Source organism: Candidatus Palauibacter sp., assembly GCF_965197445.1.
Taxonomy (GTDB): Bacteria; Gemmatimonadota; Gemmatimonadetes; order Palauibacterales; family Palauibacteraceae; genus Palauibacter.
On sequence record NZ_CBDANE010000004.1, the window covers coordinates 405,067 to 423,612 of the forward strand.

Sequence of the window (18,546 nt, forward strand, 5' to 3'; positions counted from 1 at the left end):
CTCGGCTTTTTTTTGGCGGTTGGCCCGGCGACGGGTCGAGGAGGGTCGGATGATCGAAGAACTGCAGCAGAAGATCGGGGAAGAGGCGGAGACGCTGCTCCACGAACTGAACGTGATCCTTCCGAGGGAAATCGAGACGGCCGTAGCCCAGGGCGACCTGAGAGAGAACTCGGAATACACAGCGGCTCTCGAGCGTCAGGGATTCATCCGTGCCCGGCTCGACCATCTGGCCCGCCGCATGTCGCAACTGGGCGAGATCGACATCGAGCACGTCCCGACGGATCGCGTCGGCTTCGGATCGAAGATCGAGGTGAGGGATGTGGCGGACGGCGAGATCGAGTGTTTCACTCTCACGCTCGGCGACGACATCGATTTCGATAACAACCAGATTTCGATGGAGTCTCCCATCGGCAAGGCGCTGCTCGGAAAGAGAAAAGGCGAGTCCGTGAACGTGATTCTGCCGGCCGGTGCGCGTGAGTTGGAGGTCCTGGGCTTCGAGACGCTGCACGACCTCTAGAAGACTTTCACCGCCGGGATGTACTTGCCGGGGTTCGCCCGGACTTCCGCGAGAAACGCGCGCAGGTCCACGATGACCCTGAGCGTTTCTTCGTACAACCTCTCGTCCGCTACCAGACGCCCGAGCGCTCCCTCGCCGCTTTCGATCAGGGCGAGCATGGAATCGGCTCGCGCCGCGGAGGAGGCCACGGCCAGATAGAGAGAGTCCGAGGCGAGGAGACGGCCGAAGGTCCCCTCTCCCGCGGCCATCGCGGCGGTCATCGTGTCGAAGCGCGTCGCGGCCGAGGCCAGTCGGTCGTACATCTCCCCGTCGTCCAGCAGGCGGCCGAGGGTGCCCTCGCCGGCCGCGATCGGACCGAGCACCGCCCCCATGTGCTCGTTGAACTCCACCAATCCCTCGTACAACGATTCGTCGACGAGCAGACGACCGAGGGAACCCTCGCCGGCCGACACGCGGGCCAGCGTCGCCGAGAGGTCGTTCGACAGATCCGTGAGGCTCCGGACGGCGTCGGCAGCCTCCCCCAGAAGCTCCTCATAGCTGAGGGCGGGTGCGGTGCCCACCGTATCTCCCGGGGCGCTCCTCATAGCTGAGGGCGGGTGCGGTGCCCACCGTATCTCCCGGGGCGAGCATGGCCGAGTCGGGAGAGCCCGGCTCGATGTCGATGAGACGGTCACCGAGCAGCCCCTCCGTACGCACCTGGGCCCTCGAGCCGCGCCGGATCTGTTCCCGCACGGACACGTTGACTCCGAACCAGACCGCGACCGCCGCATCCGAGGCCCCGCGTTCGTCCGGCGGAACGAACTCGACCCGTTGAACCTGGCCGACGGGTCGTCCGGCCACCCGGACGGACGCGCCCGGCTGCAGCCCGGAGGCCGACTCCATCAGCGCGACCAGTCGGTACCGCTCCCCGAACACGTCCCCGACCTGGCCGATCAGGAATACCGCGAGTGCGAGTACGATGAGCCCGAACATCAGGACGATTCCCACCCTGACCTGGTCCCATGTGATCGGTTTGGATCGTCGCATCGTCTGGCTCCGTTCCTTCCCGCTAGTCCCGAAACGACCGCACGTACCGGTCCTCGGAGGCGTGCATCTCCTCAGGCGTTCCGCTGAAGATAATCTCTCCGTCCCTGAGTAGCGCGGTCTCGGTGGCGATGCGCGCCGCGGATCGCACATCGTGCGTCACGACGACCGCGCACACATCGAGTTCCCGGCGCAACTTCAGGATCAACTCGTCGATGGTCCGCGTCGTGATCGGGTCGAGGCCGCTCGTGGGTTCGTCGAACAGCAGGATCGGAGGCTTGTGTACGATGGCTCGGGCGACCGCGACGCGTTTGCGCATTCCCCCCGACAGCTCCGAGGGAAGGAGAGAGAGGACCTCCCTCGGCTCGAGATCCACGAAGGAAAGCACCTCTTCCACGCGCTCCCGGATCTCCTCATCTCCCAGTTCGGTGTGCTCGTACATGGGGAAGGCCACGTTGTCGAACACACTGAGCGAATCGAACAACGCGGAACCCTGAAAGACCATCCCCATCCGCTCCCGCAGTTCGAGGGCTTCTTCGCGGGACACCGCACTGATGTCGCGTCCCTCGATCAGGACCTCGCCGCGCTGCGGAAGCAGCAGCCGGAGCATGAGCCGCAGGATGGTCGACTTCCCGACCCCGGATCCGCCCAGGATGCAGAGCGTCCCGCCGCGGGCGACGCCGAGCGATACTCCGCGGAGGACCTGGTGATGGCCGAACGAGAGCCACACGTCCTGCAGACGGACAATTTCCGGCTCGCCGTGGTCGGGCGGGTGCGTCCGCAGCTCGCGGCGGATCTCGTCGCGCAGTTCGGCGTCGAAGGCCTCGGTTCCCGGTCTCGCCCCGCGGGCGCCCCCGTGCTCGGTCATTGCGGAAAGATGACGATGATGATCTGAGTGATGAAGTAGTCCACCGCCAGGATCAGCAGCGACGTAGCCACGACCGCCTGGGTTGTGGCCCGGCCGACGCCCTCCGTACCGCCTCGCGTCCGCAGGCCGTGGAAGCAGCTCGTGAGAGCCATCAACCCTCCGAACGCGAAGGGCTTCACGAGGCCCTGGATCAGGTCGATGGGGACCACCGTCAGCACGAAGCCGGTCTGGGCCAGCGTGTCGAAGACCGATGACAGGTAGAGTTGCACCGTCATGTCCAGCTTGAGGACGGCGATGAGAAGTCCCCCGAACACCGCGACGCAGTCGGCGATGATCGTGAGCACCGGGAGCATCACGAGCGCCGCAATGAACCGTGGCACGACGAGTTTCCGAACCGGGTCGATCCCCATCGTGCGCAGCGCGTCCACCTGCTCGGTCACGCGCATCGCCCCGAGGGCCGCCGCCATCCCGGCTCCCGCCCGCCCCGTCACGATGAGTGCCGTGAGGACCGGGCCAAGTTCCCGGATCGTGCTCGCGCCGACGAGTCGCCCGATATAGAGCGACCCGCCGAAGCGCTCCAGCTCCACGGCGGACTGAAGCGCAAGCACCATCCCCGTGAAGAGTCCCGTAAGCATCACGATCAGGATCGATCCGACCCCGATCGTGTCCATCTGCTGGATCAGGTCGGCTCGGTAGAATGGCCGGCTCGCGCAGGCCCGCAGCACCCTCACGAGGAGACTGAAGTAGGCCTGTACCGCGAGGGCCATGCGGAACACGGCGTCGCGGCCGAGTCTTGCGGCAACGCGGGCGGCGGAAGCCTCGGGCACGTTCTTTGGCGCTCTCCCGGGGATCGACGTATCTTCGCCCGACCGCCAGGACGCGCTCGAACGCAGGATCTCGCCTCGGGCAACGAGGCGCATGGGCGAGGTTACCGGCTCCCACCGATGCGATGCAAGCGGATTCCCGCCCTCCTTCCGGTGGAACAAGCCATGTGCCAGCCGCGGAAAGGAGCCATCGATGCAAACCGGACCGGTCCATACGGACCATGCCCCCGCCGCCCTGGGCCCGTACTCGCAGGGGTACTGGGCCGGCGATCTGTTCTTTTCCGCCGGACAGGTCGGGCTGGATCCCTCCACCGGCGCAATGGTAGGAGCTGATGTCGTCTCGCAAGCCGAACGGGCGATGGCGAATCTGCGGGCGGTTCTCGACGAGGCCGGCCTCGCGTTCGCCGATGTGGTGAAGACCACGATCTTCCTGGCGGACATGGGGGATTTCGCCGCAGTGAACGAGATCTACGCGAAACACGTCGATCCGCCGTACCCGGCCCGGTCAACGGTGGCCGTGGGCAAGCTTCCGCTGGGGGCCCGGGTCGAAATCGAGATGATCGCGCGCTCGAGCGGCGGGGCCTGAAGCCGGATGAACGGGAGCGGATGGTGACTGGTGTCGCCTGCGGTCTTCAAAACCGTTACGGGGCGTTCGCGCGTCCCGGGTGGGTTCGATTCCCACACGTTCCCGCCATCATGGCCCTCCTGTCCGCGAGCGCAGTCGGCCCGTCGTCGCTGAGGGCGCAGGATCCTCCCGCCCCCGCGGCGGTGACCGAACCCACGGTCATCGCCGACACCGCGGCCGCGGTCCGCCGTCCGCCGGTCTCCCCCCTCGGCGCCTTCGGACGTTCCCTGATCCTCCCCGGCTGGGGCCAGCTCGAGGTCGGGCAGCCCACGCGGGGCGCCTTCTACTTCGCCGCCGAGTCGGTGTTTCTGTTCATGGTCCTCAAATCCGACGCGCGGCTCTCGGCGGCCAGGGAGGAGATGCCCCCGAACGAGGAGCGCCTCGAGGCCCGCACCGGACAGCGCGAGAACTGGATGGTGCTCGCCGGTTTCATCGCGTTCCTCAGCGGTCTCGACGCCTGGGTCTCCGCCCAGTTCTGGGACTTCGAGCCCACGATCGGCCCTCCGGCCGACGGGTCGGTGGGGATCGCCCTCGGCCTGAAGCTCAATTTCCCCTGATCAGCTTCCGCCCCGCCTCCCGTAGGACTCTAGGCGGATCTCTTCGGGCGTGACCACCGCGAAGCTGTTGTGGTGGAGCCAGTCCCCCGAATTGAGGTAGAATCGCCCGGGCGCGAGCTCCGACACTTCCGGCCGATGGGCGTGGCCGAACACAACGAGTTCGACATCGACGTTCTCGGCCAGCACCTCTCTCGCGTAGGAGGCGAGCCGGGCGGCCCGGGGCGATTCGCCTTCGGCATCGCGCGCCTGGGCCCGACGCGTGCCGCTCGCGAGGCGCGCCAGAGGCACGCCCAGGTCGGGGTGGATCCAGCGGAAGAGGCTGCGTCCCGCTCGGCTGCGCGCCGCGCAGCGGAGCGCCCGGTAGCCCCAGTCGGCACCTCCGAGCCCATCCCCGTGGGCGATGTACGCGCGCCGTCCCCCGACGGGACGCCGCGCCGGCTCCTCCAGCACCTCGATCCCGACCTCGTCCCGGAGAAAGCTCCCGCCCCACGCGTCGTGATTGCCGCCCATGAAGCTGACCCGGATGCCGCCTTCGACCAACGCGCGAAGTCGGGCGAGTGCATCGAGCTGTCCGCGCGGAATCACCTCTCGGTACTCGAACCAGAAGTCGAACAGATCGCCGTTGATGAGCAGTTCATCGCCCCACCGGGGCACCTCGGTGAGGAACGCGAGAAAGGCGCGCTCATTCTCCGCCGCCACGGCGCCGAGATGAACGTCGGACACGACCACGGTGCGCTCGGACATGCGCCGAAGCTCGGCCGGTGGGGTTCGGCGCGTCAAACCACGCGTGTGCGGAGTTCGACACCCGCCGCCGAAAGGGGGCATATTGTCCCGATGCGACCGGACAACGAGGCAGGGGTCACGGAGGTGCGGGTACGGTACGCGGAGACCGACCAGATGGGCTGCGTGCACCACCGCCACTACCTCGTGTGGTGCGAACTCGGCCGCACCTCGCTGATGCGGCGGCACGGCGTCTCGTACGCGGAGCTGGAACGGGGTGGGCTGATGCTCCCCGTCTCCCGCGCCGAGGTCGAATACCGCGTCCCCGCCGGCTATGACGACAGAATCCGGATTCACACCTGGCTGGAGCGCGTACGAAGCCGCCAGCTCGTGTTCTCCTACCGGATCGCGAGCGGGGACGACGACACGACACACGCCTATGCCCGCACTGCCCTTGTGTGCACGGACTCTCACGGGCGCCCGCGGCGACTCCCGGAAGCAGTGAGGCGGGAACTGGCCGCCCTCGTCAGGGCCACGCCGAGCGGCGCCGCGCCGTGAGACCCGGTCCGCCGGCCCGTCCCGTGCTTTGGCCGCTGATCCTCGCCCTCGGCGCGGCGGCCTGCGGCGGAGGGTCCCGGCTCGATACCCCGATCCCTGATGCGGAAGATGTCGCCCGACGGGTCCGGGAGGCATCTGCCGTCGAGCACCCGACCCACGTCATCTTCGAGTGGGAATACGCCGACGAAAGCGGGAGTTTCCGCGGCGACGGCGTGGCGCGCGTGAACCCGCCCGACCGGTTCCGGCTCGATCTCTTCTCGACGGGGGAGGGCAGCCTGCAGGCGACCCTCGTCGACGGCGTGCTCACCACGTCCGGAGATCTCGAGGGGGTCGACCTGCCACCGATCGTTTTCCTGTACGCCATGGCCGGCGTGTTCAGACCGGGAGAGGACGCTCCGCGGGCCGGGTTCGCGGCGCCCGGCCGGCAGGCTCCCGCGGCCGGATCCGAGATCCCGGGCCTGCAACTCGAGTTCGAAGCCGAGGGTGGAACGAGACGCTACTTTGATTTTGTGGACGGGCGCCTGACGCGCGTCGAAGAGCGGAGCGGCCGGCGCCGGGAGCGCTGGATCGAACTCGCCTGGGGGAGCGACTCCGTGTGGCCCCGGGAGGCCCGCTACACGGACGAGGTGACGGAGAGCGGGGTCCGCTGGGAATTGTTGAGCACAAGGGTCGAGCCACAGCTTTTTGATGAGGGGTTCTATGTCTTGCCGAATCAGCCCCGGCGATAAAGCCAGGACCGCAGCCGGGACCGTAGTCGGGATCGCACTCCTCGCCGTGCCGGCGGGGTGCTACAGCTTCTCCGGCGGCGGAGGGCTGCCCAGCCACATGCGCACCGTGTACGTGGCCCCGATCGAGAACGAGAGCACTCAATTCGGGATCGCGGAGTCCCTGATGGAAGAACTCCTCGGCGCGTCTCGGCAGCGGCTGGGGTTGAGGCTGGCATCGGAGGAGGAGGCCGACGCGGTCATCACCGCGCAGATCCGCCGGTACTCCGATGAGGCGGTGAACTTCAACGCCGTGGGCGGGGTGGGCGCGGACGTCTTCCAGCGCCGGGTCACGGTCAGCGTGTCGGTGGAGATCCTGGATGTAGCGGAGAACCTCATCATCTGGGGCAACCAGAGTTTGACCGGCACCGGGGAGTACGAACCCGGCAACGAAACGGAGGAACAGGCTCTGATCGTCGCTCTCGAGAACCTTGTGCAGCAGATCGTCGACGGGGCGCAATCGCAGTGGTAGACTGACCGGCTGGCGGCGACCCCTCGCGCCTACGCGAGGGGTTCGCCATTCTGTCGGGCGACCGACGCCGGGCAGTCCGAACGTTCACCCAACTAACGACCGCCAATGCCGCGAGCCGCTCGACCTGCCGGGCCGACCGCCCGCTTCCACGAACCGCCGCAGATGGCCGGCCTGTGAGGAACCTCGTCGGGCTCGTCGTCGTCATGGCTGCCGTCTGGCTCCTCTGGTCCGGGCACTTCAGGGACCCGCTTCTCCTGGGGTTCGGCGCCGTCTCGCTCGCTCTGGTCGTCGTCATCTCCGTCCGGATGCGGATCGTCGACGATGAGGGCGCGCCGGTCCACCTTCCGCCCCGCCTGATCTTCTACCTCCCGTGGCTCGTGTTCGAGATCGTGAAGGCGAACGTCGATGTCGCCCTGCGGATCCTCAGGCCCCGCATGCCGATCAGTCCGCGCGTGATTCGGGTGCGGGCCGGGCAGCGCACCGACCTGGGGCGGGTCATCTACGCCAACTCCATCACGCTCACGCCCGGCACCGTGACAATCGACACGGAAGGCGACGAGATCACGGTCCACGCTCTCACGCGCAAAGCCGCGGAGGGCGTCCTCACCGGCGAGATGGACCGGCGCGTGGCGCGGGCCGAGGGACGCGGATGATTCTCGCCGCCGCCGTTGGGGCGATCATCGTCACCATGGGCCTCGCTCTGGTTCGCGCGGGGCGGGGCCCGACGGTCTTCGACCGCATCCTGGCCCTCAATATGTTCGGGACGAAGACGGTCCTCCTCATCGCGGTGATCGGCTTCCTGAGCGGTCGCCCCGACTTTCTCGATCTCGGACTCGTGTACGCCCTCATCAACTTCATCGGCGTGATCGCCGTCCTCCGGTTCTCCAAGTACGGGCATTTCGCCGACCCGGACCGCGAGGAGGCCGGCTGATGCTCGAGACGGTGAGCACCGTACTCGTGCTGGCGGGCGCCGCCTTCGCCGTCATCGGCGGGATCGGGATTGTCCGCCTGCCCGATTTCTACAGCCGCATCCACGGCGCGGGGATCACCGACACGCTGGGTGCCGGACTGATTCTCACGGGGCTCATGTTCCTGTCGCCCCACTGGATCGTAACGGTGAAACTGGTCGCGATCCTGGTCTTCCTGTGGATCACCAGCCCGACATCCACACACGCGCTCGCCAACGCGGCGCTGGAGAGCGGGCTCCAGCCGCGCGTCGACACGCCTGCAGAGGGAGCAGAGGAGGCGTCATCGAGACTCTAGCTCTCGAGATCCAGGTGGTCACGGCCCTGCTGCTCACGCTGCTCTGCCTGACGGCGATCGCGGTCGTGCGCATGCGCGGGCTGTTCGCGGCCGTCATGCTCATGGGCATCTACAGCTTCCTCGGCGCCTGCTGGATGCTCCTGCTCGACGCCCCCGACGTCGCCTTCACCGAGGCTGCGGTCGGCGCCGGCATCTCGACCATCCTCGCGTTGGCCACGCTCGCGCTGACCACGCGGAAGGCGAAGCGGCCCGTGCGCCCGGCGGCGCTCCCGCTCGTGGTCGTAACGGTGACGGGAGCCGCGCTCGTGTACGGGACGCTGGACATGCCGCGGTTCGGCGATCCCGAGGCGCCGGCGAGCAACTACCCGCACCCCTCGTATGTCGAGCGCACCGAGGAGGACATCCACGTACCGAACGTGGTCACGGCCATCCTGGCCAGCTATCGCGGATACGACACCCTCGGCGAGACCGTCGTCATCTTCACGGCCGGGATCGCAGTGCTGGTTCTCCTCCGCGGCAGCCGCAAACGTCGCCCCGTCGCCACGGGTGAGGAGGACGCGTCATGACCGATCACACGATCCTCCGCGTCGTCAGCAAGCTCCTCCTGCCGTACGTCCTTCTGTTCGCCCTCTACGTGCAGTTCCACGGTGACTACGGGCCCGGGGGCGGCTTCCAGGCGGGGGTGATCTTCGCGGCCGGCTTCGTGCTCTACGGGCTGATTTACGGGCTCTCAGCGGTACGTCGCGTCGCGCCGGCCCGCATGATCGAGCTGCTCATCGCGACCGGAGTTCTCGTCTATGCGGGCACCGGAATCGTGACGATGCTTCTGGGCGGGAACTTCCTCGAGTACGGAGCCCTGAATCCCGCGCACCCGTCGACGGGGCAGCATTACGGCATCCTGGTCGTTGAACTGGGGGTCGGCATGACGGTGGCCGCCGTCATGATCGCGATCTATTCGACCTTCGCGGGACGAGGGCGCGCATGATGGAGTCCGCCCTCGATTCCGCCCTCGGCCTCTACAACTACTGGGTCGTCATCTTCCTGATGATGACGGGGTTCTACATCGTCATCTCGCGGGGCAACCTCATCAAGAAGGTGATCGGCCTCAACATCTTCCAGGCCTCCGTCTTCCTCCTGTACATCACGATCGGGAAAGTATCGGGGGGCACTGCGCCCATCCTCGCCGAGGGGATCGAGGTCTACAGCAACCCGCTCCCCAGCGTCCTCATCCTGACCGCGATCGTCGTCGGCGTGGCCACGACCTCCGTGGCGCTCGCGCTCGTCGTCCGCATCCGCGAGGCGTACGAGACGATCGAGGAGGATGAGATCTACGAGCAGGACGAGGTGCGATGATCCGCGCGCAGCTGCCGGTCCTGCAGGTCGTCATCCCGCTCGTCGCGGCGCCGCTGTGCATCATCCTGCGCCGGCGTGCGCTCGTGTTGCCGTTCGCGATCGGCGTGTGCTGGGTGACCTTCGCGGCAGCCGTGGCACTGCTGGGCGAGGTGCTCACGACGGGCGTCATCACCTACGAACTCGGGGGATGGGCGGCGCCCTGGGGCATCGAATACCGCGTGGACGCCCTGAGTGCGTTCCTGTTGCTCTTCGTGTCGGGCATCGGCGCCCTGGTCCTTACCTACGCCCCGCGCAGCCTGGCGGACGAAATCCCGGCCTCGCGGCACTACCTGTTCTGCACGCTCTACCTGCTCTGCCTCACGGGCCTGCTCGGCATCGCGATCACCGGGGACCTGTTCAACGTCTTCGTCTTCCTCGAGATCTCGGCGCTTTCATCCTACGCGCTCATCGCCCAGGGCGGCCGCCGCCAGGCGCTGCCCGCCGCCTTCCAGTACCTGGTGATGGGGACGATCGGGGCTACGTTCATCCTCATCGGCATCGGTCTCATGTACCAGATGACCGGGACGCTGAACATGGCGGACATGGCCGCCCGGCTTCCGGACGTCGAGGGCAGCCGCACGGCGCTCGTGGCGTTCGGCTTCCTCACGGTGGGGATCGCCCTCAAGATGGCGCTCTTCCCGCTGCACGTATGGCTGCCGAACGCCTACGCGCACGCGCCATCCGTAGTGAGTGCCTTCATCGCGGCGACGGCGACCAAGGTCTCCGTCTACATCCTGCTCCGTTTCATGTTCAGCGTGTTCGGCCTCGAGTTCTCGTTCGTGGATCTGGGACTCGGGCGCGCGCTCATGCCGCTCGCGCTGGCCGGCATCCTCGTCGCCTCCACGGTGGCGATCTTCCAGCGCAACATGAAGCGCATGCTCGCCTATTCGTCGGTGGCGCAGATCGGCTACATGGTGCTGGGGATCAGTTTTGCGACCGCGACCGGGCTCACGGGGGGCATCGTCCACCTGTTCAACCACGCGCTCATCAAGGGCGGCCTGTTCATGGCGATGGGGTGCGTCATGCTGCGGCTGCACTCCGTCGACCTCGAGGACATGGCCGGGATCGGGCGCGTGATGCCGTGGACGATGGCCGCGTGGGCGCTGGGCGGTCTGGGGCTCATCGGCGTGCCCGCCACGGCCGGCTTCATCAGCAAGTGGTATCTGATCCAGGCGGCGCTTGAGGAGGAGGCGCTGATCGTCGCCGTCCTCGTGCTGCTCAGTTCGCTCCTCGCGCTCGTCTACGTGTGGCGGGTCGTGGAGACGGCGTTCTTCCGGGAGCCGGGTGAGCGGGCGCGCGAGGCGCGCGAGGCGCCGCTCTCGATGCTCGTTCCGACCTGGGTGCTGCTCGGGGCCACGGTGTTCTTCGGGATCTACACGAAGTACTCGGCGGGCGTCGCGCGGCAGGCGGCCGAGGCCGTGCTGGGAGGTCTCCCGTGAGCGGAATCGTTCCGCTGCACCTGGCACTGGTGATTCCCCTCGCCGGTGCCGTGCTCATCGCTGCACTCGGCCGCTGGCCCAACGCGCGGGAAGCCGCCACACTCGTCACCGGCGTGGTCCTGTTCGGGTTCGTCGCGTCGCTCATACCGCAGATCCTTGGTACTGCGCGCCCAGGGATCGTGCTGGTGTGGCTGCTCCCCGGCCTCCCCCTGGCACTGAGGCTGGAGCCGCTCGGCATGCTCTTCGCCCTGGTGGCATCCGGGCTCTGGATCGTGACCTCGCTGTACTCGATCGGCTACATGCGAGGCCACAAAGAGGCGCACCAGACGCGCTTCTACGTCTGCTTCGCGATCTCCATTTGCGCGGCCATGGGCGTGGCGCTCGCCGGCAACATGCTCACGCTCTTCCTCTTCTACGAAGTCCTCACGCTGTCGACGTACCCGCTCGTGTCGCACCACGGGACCCCGACCGCGATGAAGGGTGCGCGCACCTACCTGGGGATCCTCGTGACGACGTCCGTCGGGTTCCTCCTCCTGGCGGTGGCGTGGACGTGGGCCATCGCGGGCACACTCGATTTCCGCGACGGGGGGATCCTCGCCGGCCGGGCGGACGATGGGGTGTTGGTGATCCTGCTCGCGCTGTACGCGTTCGGGACGGGGAAGGCCGCGCTCATGCCGTTCCACCGCTGGCTGCCCGCCGCCATGGTGGCGCCCACGCCGGTGAGCGCCCTGCTGCACGCCGTGGCCGTCGTGAAGGCCGGTGTGTTCACGATCATGAAGGTCGTCGTCTACATCTTCGGCCTCGACCTGCTGACCACGACCGGCGCCAGCGTGTGGCTGATGTACGCGGCCGGCATCACGGTCATCGCGGGCTCGCTCGTGGCCATGGCGCAGGACAACCTCAAGCGGCGGCTCGCCTATTCCACGGTGAGCCAGCTCTCCTACATCGTGCTCGGGGCCGCGCTCGCGAACGCGTGGGGCGTCGTGGGCGGCAGCATGCACATCGTCATGCACGCCTTCGGCAAGATCACGCTCTTCTTCTGCGCCGGCGCGATCTACGTCGCGGCCCACAAGACCGAGATCAGCGACATGCGCGGGCTCGGACGCGCCATGCCGATCACGATGACGGCGTTCCTCATCGGAGCCCTCAGCGTAATCGGCGTGCCCCCGCTCGGGGGCAGCTGGAGCAAGTGGTATCTCGCACTCGGCGCGCTGGACGCGGGCCAGATCCTTTTCGTCGCGGTGCTGATGATCAGCTCGCTGCTCAACATCGCGTACCTGATCCCGATCCCCATCCGCGCCTTCTTCTCGAAACCCGCGGACGGATCGGAGCCGCCGCGCTTCCATGAGGCGCCGGCCTTCTGCCTTGCGGCGCTCTCGTTCACGGCGCTCGGCTGCATCGTGCTCTTCTTCCTCGCGGACGATGTGTATCGTCTGCTCCTGCCCATGGCCGGAGGGTAACAGTTGGCCGCGAACAGACAGGACACGGGGGGACGCAGGCACTACTTCGACGACCCGAAGCGCTGGAAGAGGCTGGTCGGGATCCTGTTCGTCGTGTGCGCCGTCGTCGTCGCGCTCGACCTCGTGAGCCTCCTCCAGAAGGGGATGGGGTGGCACGAGTTGCGCCACCAGGAGCGCGACTGGGAGGGCTGGCCGGGCTTCTACGCGGTGTACGGATTCCTCGCCTATACGGCGATCGTCTACACGGCGAAGGCGCTCCGGAAGGGCGTGATGCGGGACGAGGACTACTATGACCGGTAGTCTGCCGGGCGGACTTCCGCCCGCCGCCGTGATGATCCTGGGGGCACTTCTCGTGCCGGCGCTCCGGGGCCGCATCCGCTCGGCGTGGGTGCTTCTCCTGCCCGTCGTCAGCCTCCTCCTGCTCGTGTCGCTCGGGGAAGGGGAGTTCGGGCGCGTCTCCATCTTCTCCTACGAGTTGACCCTCGTCCGGATCGACGGCCTCAGCCGGCTGTTCGGCTGGCTGTTTCACATCGCCGCGCTCATCGGATTGATCTTCGCCCGCCGGGCGAAAAGCAGGCTCGAGGACGCCTCGGCACTGGTATACGCGGGCGCTGCGATCGGGGCGGTCCAGGCCGGGGACCTGATCACGCTCTTCGTGTTCTGGGAACTCCTTGCGCTGAGTTCCGTCTTTCTCGTGTGGGCGCGGGGCGCGGAGCGCTCATACCGGGCGGGGATGCGATACCTCATCGTCCAGGTCGGGTCGGGCGTCATCCTCCTGGCCGGGATCATCGCCCATGCGCGGGTAACGGGGTCCGTCGCCTTCGATCTGATGGAGACGGGGACGCTGGGGACGAACCTCATCCTCCTCGGGTTCGGCATCAAGGCGGCCTTCCCGCTCCTCCACAACTGGCTCACCGACGCCTATCCCGAAGCCACGTACAGCGGGGCCGTCTTCCTGAGCGCGTTCACGACCAAGGTGGCCGTGTACGCGCTGGCGCGCGGTTTTCAGGGCGAGGAACTCCTGATCTACGTCGGCGTTCTCATGACGCTGTTCCCGATCTTCTACGCCGTGATCGAGAACGATCTGCGCCGGGTCCTGGGCTACAGCATGATCAACCAGATCGGGTTCATGGTGTGCGGGATCGGGATCGGTACGGAACTGGCCGTGAACGGAGCGGTGGCCCACGCCTTCAACGACGTGCTCTTCAAGGGACTCCTGTTCATGTCGACGGGGGCGCTCCTCTATCGCACGGGCACGACGAAGTGCAGTGAGCTGGGCGGACTCTACAAGAGCATGCCGAAGACCGCGGCACTCTGTGTGGTCGGGGCCGCGTCGATCGCGGCTTTTCCGCTGTTCAGCGGCTTCGTGAGCAAGTCGATGGTGATGGCGGCGGCCCTCGAGCAGAACCTCGACATCGTCTGGGTGTTCCTCCTCTTCGCCTCCGCCGGCGTCCTCCATCACGCCGGGATCAAGATCCCCTTCTACGGCTTCTTCGGGCCGGATTCCGGGATTCGTACGAAAGAAGCCCCCACGAGCATGCTCATCGCCATGGGTACGGCGGCCTTCCTGTGCGTGTTCAACGGGACGTTCCCGTACGCCTTCCTGTACCCGAACCTGCCGTATGAAGTCACCTACGTGCCGTTCACCTCCGCGCACGTGATCAGTCAGCTGCAGCTACTCTTCTTCGCCGTGCTGGCCTTTGTATGGCTCCGATTGTCGGACCGCGAACCGCACGAGTTGCCGTCGACGAATCTCGATGCCGACTGGCTCTATCGACACGTCGGCAGGGGCGCGGCACTGGCGGTGGGGCGTGTCGCCTGGGCGCTGCGGGGGAGCGTGGCGACACGGGCCGTCGCGACCACCGGAAACGTGGTCGGCGCCGCGCGGCGGCACATGGGCCCGCAGGGCGTGCTCGCGCGCACATGGCCCACTGGTACCTCGGTCATATGGGTCGCCGTGCTGCTCGGAGTTCTCCTCCTTCTCTACTACGCCAGGTAGGCGACGACCGGCGTGGAAGGACCTGACAGCCGCGACCACATGATCCCATGCCAGACCGAAACTCTCCTTCCTGGACCTTGATCGAGTCCATCCTCGCCGAATCCGAGGCGATCGTCGCACTCGGAATCACCCTCGAAGAGATGGGCGAGGACACCGTGGTCCTCAGGATGACCATGCGGCCCGATCTCACCCGCGACGGCACGATCTATCACGGGGGTCCGGTCGCGTCGCTGATCGACATCGCGGGGGACATGGCCGTCGCGGTGCGGGCCGGGGGCGGAGTGCCCACCATCTCGTTGCGGGTCGACTACCTGCGTCCCTGTACCGGTCCGTGGCCGCGGGCCACGGCCCGCCTGCCGCGCCACGGCCGCACCATCTCGGTGTCGGACGTGGACGTGCACGATGCCCAGGGCCGCCTCTGCGCGGTGGGACGCGGGACGTACTCTTCCATCGTGGGGTGATATTTGCGAAGCCGGGATATCGTGCGAAATTGAGTCACATGCCTGGAAAGTGTCGTCGACCTGAGTTGGCAGTGCTGCTCGCGCCGCTGCTGGCTTCCGCCGGATTCCCGTTGGAAGCGCAGGGACGGGAAGGCCGGGCGCCGAGAGACACGGTCACCACGACGTTTGCGACCTTCGGACGCTTACGGGTTCGACGGGTCGTTTCGCTATCGGCTGGAAGTTCCTCTCGGGTTCGTTGCAACCGGCGCTCGAGACGGACGCTTCTACGGGTATGAGATCGACGCGCTCGGCCTCAGGCATGTGGTGGTCCTGTCCGTCCCCTAACGTCCCGCGTCGCGCCGATTAGTGTCTGAGGCACAGCTGGTCGTCGGAGCCCGGCGGTCTCCGCTCTCCCGGGCCCAGGCGGAATGGGTGGGAGAGCGGTTGAGCGAGTGCTGGCCCGGCCTCGCCGTCGAATACCGCTTCATCGCCACGGCGGGGGACCGCGACCGGGTCACGCCCCTTCCGGCGATCGGAGGCAAGGGGCTGTTCACGGAGGAACTCGAGCAGGCGCTCCGGGAGGGGCGCATCGATGTCGCCGTGCATTCACTCAAGGACCTGCCGGTGGATCCGCCGGACGGACTCACGCTGGCGGCGGTGCCCGTCCGGGAGGATCCCCGCGACATACTCGTGGTCCGCGACGCCCCTATCGTCGCCCAGGGAAGTGGCGAGGGGTTGGACGTGCTGCGGCGGCTCCCCACTGCGGCGCGCGTGGGTACGTCTTCACTGCGACGCGCCGCGCAACTGCGGGCCTGCCGCGCCGACCTCCGCCCGCTGCCCGTGCGCGGGAACGTGGACACGCGGCTGCGGAAGCTGCAGGAGGGCGGGTTCGAGGCGCTGGTGCTGGCCGCCGCGGGGTTGCGACGCCTCGGTCTCCGGCCCCGGGGCGCGAGGGTTCTGGGAGAGGAGTGGCTGCCCGCGCCGGGGCAGGGCGCGCTCGGCCTCCAGTGCCGCGCGGATGGAGATGTCGGCGCCGACCGGGTCCACGCGCTGGATGACCCTGTCGCGCGGGCGGAAGTGACGGCGGAGCGGGCCTTGCTGGCGGTGCTGGAAGGTGGCTGTCGGGTGCCCATCGCGGCGCGAGCGTCGCTACAGGGGGGAGACCTCCGCCTGCGCGCGGCCGTCTACGACGTGGCCGGGGGACCGTCAGTGCAGGACGCCGAGGCGGGACGCGCGGACGGCGCGGACGAACTGGGTCGCCGCCTGGCCAGCCGCATGTTGGAGTCCGGAGCGGCCGCCCTCGTCGAGCGCGCCCGCCGGCTCAGCCCGTGAGGCGGCGGGTCCCGTCCCCCTGGTAGCCGTAGACGAGGGTCACGCAGCCGGGGGTCGCCTGGGGACAGTAGTAGCTGAGGATCCTGAGCTTGGCGTAGCGGCCCTCCGCCGTGCGGATGACGTACGTCTCATCCTTGGGTTCCAGAAGGTGGGAGAAGAAGCCGTAGGTGTACCAGCGCTCGAGCCCGGGCGTCGCCGGCCCATCGTTCAGCGCCCCCTCCGTGGTCTCGTAGCCCGCCGCGGGCGCCTCGGTCACGGCCGCCCACGACGCGGTGGTGGCGATGGCCCCGCCCGCTCCGGGATATCCCGTCCCTCCGTTCACGACGATGTGGTAGCGATTCACGGCGAGATCCCAGCCTGCGAGCGGCCCCTCGACCGCACTCCCCTTGTCGAAGTCGAAATAGACCCAGCCGGAACCGTCCCGCGCATCGACCGTCACCGTGTCCAGCACGAAATGGTCCACCGGCGGCCGCGGGGCGACGGGCGTGGGGACGAAGCTCAGTGGATCGGGCCTGGAGAGTGAGCCCGCCACGACGGCGCCGATGACGAGGGCGAACGCTCCACCCGCAAGGTACAGGCCGATCGGCCGGCGTCCCTCCGGCTGCTCCCGATTGTCCCCGCTCACGTCCCTACCGAGGCGACTCGGACTTCAGGAACCTGGCCAGATTCGCCAGATAGTAAGCCAGAGCGGCCGCTGCGAACGCGAACCCGACACCGAGGGCAAGGGCCCCGAGGCTGCCGCTGGTGGCGAAGATCCGGAACTCCCACGCGGCGAACACGGCGCAGAAAACGATGGCCGTGGTGATGAGGAAGCGGTGAAAGCTGATGATCGACATTGGACGTCCGTTTGCGATAGCTGCGGTCGACCCCATCATCGTACGATAACAGGGCGCGCCCCGAAACTTCGCGTCCTCCGTTGACCCCTCGCCGGCCCCGTGGGAGCTTGCACGCCCGATGACTCCCGGAATCCGCACATACCACGAAGTGGACGAACTCCGCTCCGACCTGCCCGACCAGATCGCGGCGCAGGAGGAGTGCGTCCGGGCGCGACTCGCGTCGGTCGGACGCGTGATCGGCGTCATGAGCGGCAAGGGTGGGGTGGGGAAGAGCCTGATTTCGGCGCTCCTCGCGACGGCGCTCGTCCGGCGGGGCGACCGGGTGGGTCTCATCGACGCGGACCTGAACGGTCCCAGTGCCGCGCGACTGCTCGGCGTCGAACCGGGAAGCCTTGTCGAAGGGCCGGCCGGACTCGAGCCCCCCGTCTCCCCGGCAGGGGTCCGCCTGATGTCGATGGCCCTCCTCCTCGAACCTGACCGTGCCCTCGACTGGCGAGAGCCGGTGGACGCGGGCTTCGTATGGCGCGGCGCCCAGGAGAGAGGGGCGCTGCGCGAGTTTCTGTCCGATGTGGCCTGGGGGCGGCTGGACGTGCTCCTCGTCGACCTGCCGCCGGGCACACAGCGCCTCGCCCAGCTTCACGGGCTCGTTCCGGATCTCGCGGGCGCCGTCGCCATCACCATTCCCAGCGCAGCATCGCGGGACTCCGTCGCCCGTTCGCTCGATCTGGCGCGGGCGCGCGGCCTGCGGCTCCTGGGCGTAGTCGAGAACATGTCCGGCGTGCACTGCGACGCCTGCGGCGCCCTTTCTCCCTTGCACGCCGGAGGGGCGGGTGAGGACCTGGCTCGCCGTTTCGAAACGCCGCTGCTCGCCCGGATCCCGTTCGACCGGCGGCTGGGGGCCGCAGCCGACACGGGGAGGCTCGACGCGTGGTGGGCCGAGGCCGGCCCGGCGGCGGTCACCCTGGCGGAGGTCGCCGACGTGCTCCGCGCCATCCCGGCGGGAGAGAACACATGAAATTCCTCTGCGTCGACTGTGATCGTCAGATGGCCTTCGAGGAACGGGCGGTGCCCGGAGATGGCACCCTGGCCGCGGTCTTCACCTGCCCCTCCTGTGGCCGGAAGACGGCCATGCTGGCGAACCCCATGGAGACGCAACTGGTGAGCTCGCTGGGAGTCAAGATCGGCGGCCGCACCGTACCGGACGCGAACTTCGAAGGGATCCGGACCGGCGTAACGGCGGGGCGGGAGGAAGCCTTCGCGCCGGCGTCCACGACGAAACCCGGGCCGGTTCGCTGGAACGTGGACGCGGTCGAGCGTCTCGGCCACGTACCTTCGTTCGTCCGTGGGATGGTGAAGAAGATCTACAACGAGTACGCCCGGGAGCGGGGGATCGAGGAGATGACGCCGGACGTCATGGACCGCGCGCGCTCGGATCTGGGCCTGGAAGGAATGTAGCG

The 18,546-nt window shown here is 67.9% G+C and carries 27 protein-coding genes and 1 tRNA gene; 21 read left to right on the plus strand and 7 right to left on the minus strand.

Annotated elements, in window-relative coordinates:
* The first annotated feature begins 49 nt into the window (after positions 1-49).
* The gene (locus ACN9M6_RS05575) at positions 50-517 is read left to right on the plus strand and encodes a GreA/GreB family elongation factor (RefSeq protein ID WP_419161927.1); all 468 of its coding nucleotides are present in this window, start codon (positions 50-52) and stop codon (positions 515-517) included.
* Here the strand turns inward: ACN9M6_RS05575 and ACN9M6_RS05580 are convergent.
* The 4 genes from ACN9M6_RS05580 to ACN9M6_RS05595 are packed head-to-tail and all read right to left on the minus strand — an operon-like array spanning position 514 to position 3,235.
* The gene (locus tag ACN9M6_RS05580; RefSeq protein WP_419161928.1) at positions 514-1,077 is read right to left on the minus strand and encodes a hypothetical protein; all 564 of its coding nucleotides are present in this window, start codon (positions 1,075-1,077) and stop codon (positions 514-516) included. The genes ACN9M6_RS05575 and ACN9M6_RS05580 overlap by 4 nt on opposite strands.
* A complete protein-coding gene (locus ACN9M6_RS05585; protein ID WP_419161929.1) occupies positions 1,049-1,543 on the minus strand; it encodes an MlaD family protein in 495 nt (164 codons plus the stop codon). The genes ACN9M6_RS05580 and ACN9M6_RS05585 overlap by 29 nt, the downstream gene beginning before the upstream one ends.
* Positions 1,544-1,565: 22 nt before the next feature.
* Complete coding sequence (locus ACN9M6_RS05590) at positions 1,566-2,408, minus strand: ABC transporter ATP-binding protein (RefSeq protein WP_419161930.1); 843 nt, start codon at positions 2,406-2,408, stop codon at positions 1,566-1,568.
* Complete coding sequence (locus ACN9M6_RS05595) at positions 2,405-3,235, minus strand: MlaE family ABC transporter permease (RefSeq protein ID WP_419161931.1); 831 nt, start codon at positions 3,233-3,235, stop codon at positions 2,405-2,407. Before ACN9M6_RS05595 ends, ACN9M6_RS05590 begins: the two co-directional genes overlap by 4 nt.
* Positions 3,236-3,425: 190 nt before the next feature.
* Between ACN9M6_RS05595 and ACN9M6_RS05600 the strand changes: the two genes are divergently transcribed.
* The 3 genes from ACN9M6_RS05600 (at position 3,426) to ACN9M6_RS05610 (ending at position 4,414) form a co-directional block, all read left to right on the plus strand.
* Positions 3,426-3,818: a RidA family protein gene (locus ACN9M6_RS05600; protein ID WP_419161932.1), complete on the plus strand. Its 393-nt coding sequence runs from the start codon at positions 3,426-3,428 to the stop codon at positions 3,816-3,818.
* Between the two features lie 12 nt (positions 3,819-3,830).
* A tRNA-Sec gene (locus tag ACN9M6_RS05605) sits at positions 3,831-3,926 on the plus strand.
* A 2-nt stretch (positions 3,927-3,928) separates the two neighbouring features.
* Positions 3,929-4,414 (plus strand): hypothetical protein, encoded by a 486-nt coding sequence (locus ACN9M6_RS05610; RefSeq protein WP_419161933.1) that lies wholly within the window; start codon positions 3,929-3,931, stop codon positions 4,412-4,414.
* Here the strand turns inward: ACN9M6_RS05610 and ACN9M6_RS05615 are convergent, their stop codons facing one another.
* On the minus strand, positions 4,415-5,158 hold the full coding sequence (locus ACN9M6_RS05615) for a UDP-2,3-diacylglucosamine diphosphatase (protein WP_419161934.1): 744 nt from the start codon (positions 5,156-5,158) through the stop codon (positions 4,415-4,417).
* Between the two features lie 90 nt (positions 5,159-5,248).
* Between ACN9M6_RS05615 and ACN9M6_RS05620 the strand changes: the two genes are divergently transcribed.
* The 15 genes from ACN9M6_RS05620 (at position 5,249) to hemC (ending at position 16,253) form a co-directional block, all read left to right on the plus strand.
* Positions 5,249-5,692, plus strand: coding sequence for an acyl-CoA thioesterase (locus ACN9M6_RS05620; protein WP_419161935.1), 444 nt, complete (start codon positions 5,249-5,251; stop codon positions 5,690-5,692).
* The gene (locus ACN9M6_RS05625) at positions 5,689-6,420 is read left to right on the plus strand and encodes a hypothetical protein (protein ID WP_419161936.1); all 732 of its coding nucleotides are present in this window, start codon (positions 5,689-5,691) and stop codon (positions 6,418-6,420) included. Before ACN9M6_RS05620 ends, ACN9M6_RS05625 begins: the two co-directional genes overlap by 4 nt.
* Positions 6,392-6,928, plus strand: a complete 537-nt coding sequence (gene lptE / locus ACN9M6_RS05630) for an LPS assembly lipoprotein LptE (protein ID WP_419161937.1) — start codon at positions 6,392-6,394, stop codon at positions 6,926-6,928. Before ACN9M6_RS05625 ends, lptE begins: the two co-directional genes overlap by 29 nt.
* Before the next feature lie 173 nt (positions 6,929-7,101).
* Entirely contained in the window at positions 7,102-7,581 is a 480-nt protein-coding gene (locus ACN9M6_RS05635) for a Na+/H+ antiporter subunit E (RefSeq protein ID WP_419161938.1), read from the plus strand.
* Positions 7,578-7,859 carry a monovalent cation/H+ antiporter complex subunit F gene (locus ACN9M6_RS05640; protein ID WP_419161939.1) on the plus strand — a complete coding sequence of 94 codons (282 nt, stop codon included), beginning with the start codon at positions 7,578-7,580 and terminating at the stop codon, positions 7,857-7,859. The genes ACN9M6_RS05635 and ACN9M6_RS05640 overlap by 4 nt, the downstream gene beginning before the upstream one ends.
* Positions 7,859-8,191 carry a monovalent cation/H(+) antiporter subunit G gene (gene mnhG, locus ACN9M6_RS05645; RefSeq protein WP_419161940.1) on the plus strand — a complete coding sequence of 111 codons (333 nt, stop codon included), beginning with the start codon at positions 7,859-7,861 and terminating at the stop codon, positions 8,189-8,191. The genes ACN9M6_RS05640 and mnhG overlap by 1 nt, the downstream gene beginning before the upstream one ends.
* Before the next feature lie 8 nt (positions 8,192-8,199).
* Complete coding sequence (locus tag ACN9M6_RS05650) at positions 8,200-8,757, plus strand: DUF4040 domain-containing protein (protein ID WP_419162260.1); 558 nt, start codon at positions 8,200-8,202, stop codon at positions 8,755-8,757.
* Positions 8,754-9,176, plus strand: coding sequence for a Na(+)/H(+) antiporter subunit B (locus tag ACN9M6_RS05655; RefSeq protein ID WP_419161941.1), 423 nt, complete (start codon positions 8,754-8,756; stop codon positions 9,174-9,176). Before ACN9M6_RS05650 ends, ACN9M6_RS05655 begins: the two co-directional genes overlap by 4 nt.
* Positions 9,173-9,544 (plus strand): cation:proton antiporter subunit C, encoded by a 372-nt coding sequence (locus ACN9M6_RS05660; protein ID WP_419161942.1) that lies wholly within the window; start codon positions 9,173-9,175, stop codon positions 9,542-9,544. The genes ACN9M6_RS05655 and ACN9M6_RS05660 overlap by 4 nt, the downstream gene beginning before the upstream one ends.
* Positions 9,544-11,022: a monovalent cation/H+ antiporter subunit D family protein gene (locus tag ACN9M6_RS05665; protein WP_419162261.1), complete on the plus strand. Its 1,479-nt coding sequence runs from the start codon at positions 9,544-9,546 to the stop codon at positions 11,020-11,022. The genes ACN9M6_RS05660 and ACN9M6_RS05665 overlap by 1 nt, the downstream gene beginning before the upstream one ends.
* Positions 11,019-12,482 carry a monovalent cation/H+ antiporter subunit D family protein gene (locus ACN9M6_RS05670; RefSeq protein ID WP_419161943.1) on the plus strand — a complete coding sequence of 488 codons (1,464 nt, stop codon included), beginning with the start codon at positions 11,019-11,021 and terminating at the stop codon, positions 12,480-12,482. The genes ACN9M6_RS05665 and ACN9M6_RS05670 overlap by 4 nt, the downstream gene beginning before the upstream one ends.
* Before the next feature lie 3 nt (positions 12,483-12,485).
* Positions 12,486-12,782: a hypothetical protein gene (locus ACN9M6_RS05675; protein ID WP_419161944.1), complete on the plus strand. Its 297-nt coding sequence runs from the start codon at positions 12,486-12,488 to the stop codon at positions 12,780-12,782.
* Entirely contained in the window at positions 12,772-14,481 is a 1,710-nt protein-coding gene (locus ACN9M6_RS05680; RefSeq protein WP_419161945.1) for a Na(+)/H(+) antiporter subunit D, read from the plus strand. Before ACN9M6_RS05675 ends, ACN9M6_RS05680 begins: the two co-directional genes overlap by 11 nt.
* Before the next feature lie 47 nt (positions 14,482-14,528).
* Entirely contained in the window at positions 14,529-14,942 is a 414-nt protein-coding gene (locus ACN9M6_RS05685) for a PaaI family thioesterase (protein ID WP_419161946.1), read from the plus strand.
* Between the two features lie 345 nt (positions 14,943-15,287).
* Positions 15,288-16,253 (plus strand): hydroxymethylbilane synthase, encoded by a 966-nt coding sequence (gene hemC / locus ACN9M6_RS05690; protein WP_419161947.1) that lies wholly within the window; start codon positions 15,288-15,290, stop codon positions 16,251-16,253.
* Here the strand turns inward: hemC and ACN9M6_RS05695 are convergent.
* Positions 16,243-16,878, minus strand: coding sequence for an HmuY family protein (locus tag ACN9M6_RS05695; RefSeq protein ID WP_419161948.1), 636 nt, complete (start codon positions 16,876-16,878; stop codon positions 16,243-16,245). The genes hemC and ACN9M6_RS05695 overlap by 11 nt on opposite strands.
* A 4-nt stretch (positions 16,879-16,882) precedes the next feature.
* Positions 16,883-17,089 carry a hypothetical protein gene (locus ACN9M6_RS05700; RefSeq protein WP_419161949.1) on the minus strand — a complete coding sequence of 69 codons (207 nt, stop codon included), beginning with the start codon at positions 17,087-17,089 and terminating at the stop codon, positions 16,883-16,885.
* Between the two features lie 118 nt (positions 17,090-17,207).
* On the opposite strand from ACN9M6_RS05700, the gene ACN9M6_RS05705 reads away from it, so the two are divergent.
* Together ACN9M6_RS05705 and ACN9M6_RS05710 are read left to right on the plus strand one after the other, a co-directional pair.
* Positions 17,208-18,104 (plus strand): P-loop NTPase, encoded by an 897-nt coding sequence (locus ACN9M6_RS05705; RefSeq protein WP_419161950.1) that lies wholly within the window; start codon positions 17,208-17,210, stop codon positions 18,102-18,104.
* Positions 18,101-18,544, plus strand: coding sequence for a PCP reductase family protein (locus ACN9M6_RS05710; RefSeq protein WP_419161951.1), 444 nt, complete (start codon positions 18,101-18,103; stop codon positions 18,542-18,544). Before ACN9M6_RS05705 ends, ACN9M6_RS05710 begins: the two co-directional genes overlap by 4 nt.
* Positions 18,545-18,546 lie beyond the last annotated feature (2 nt).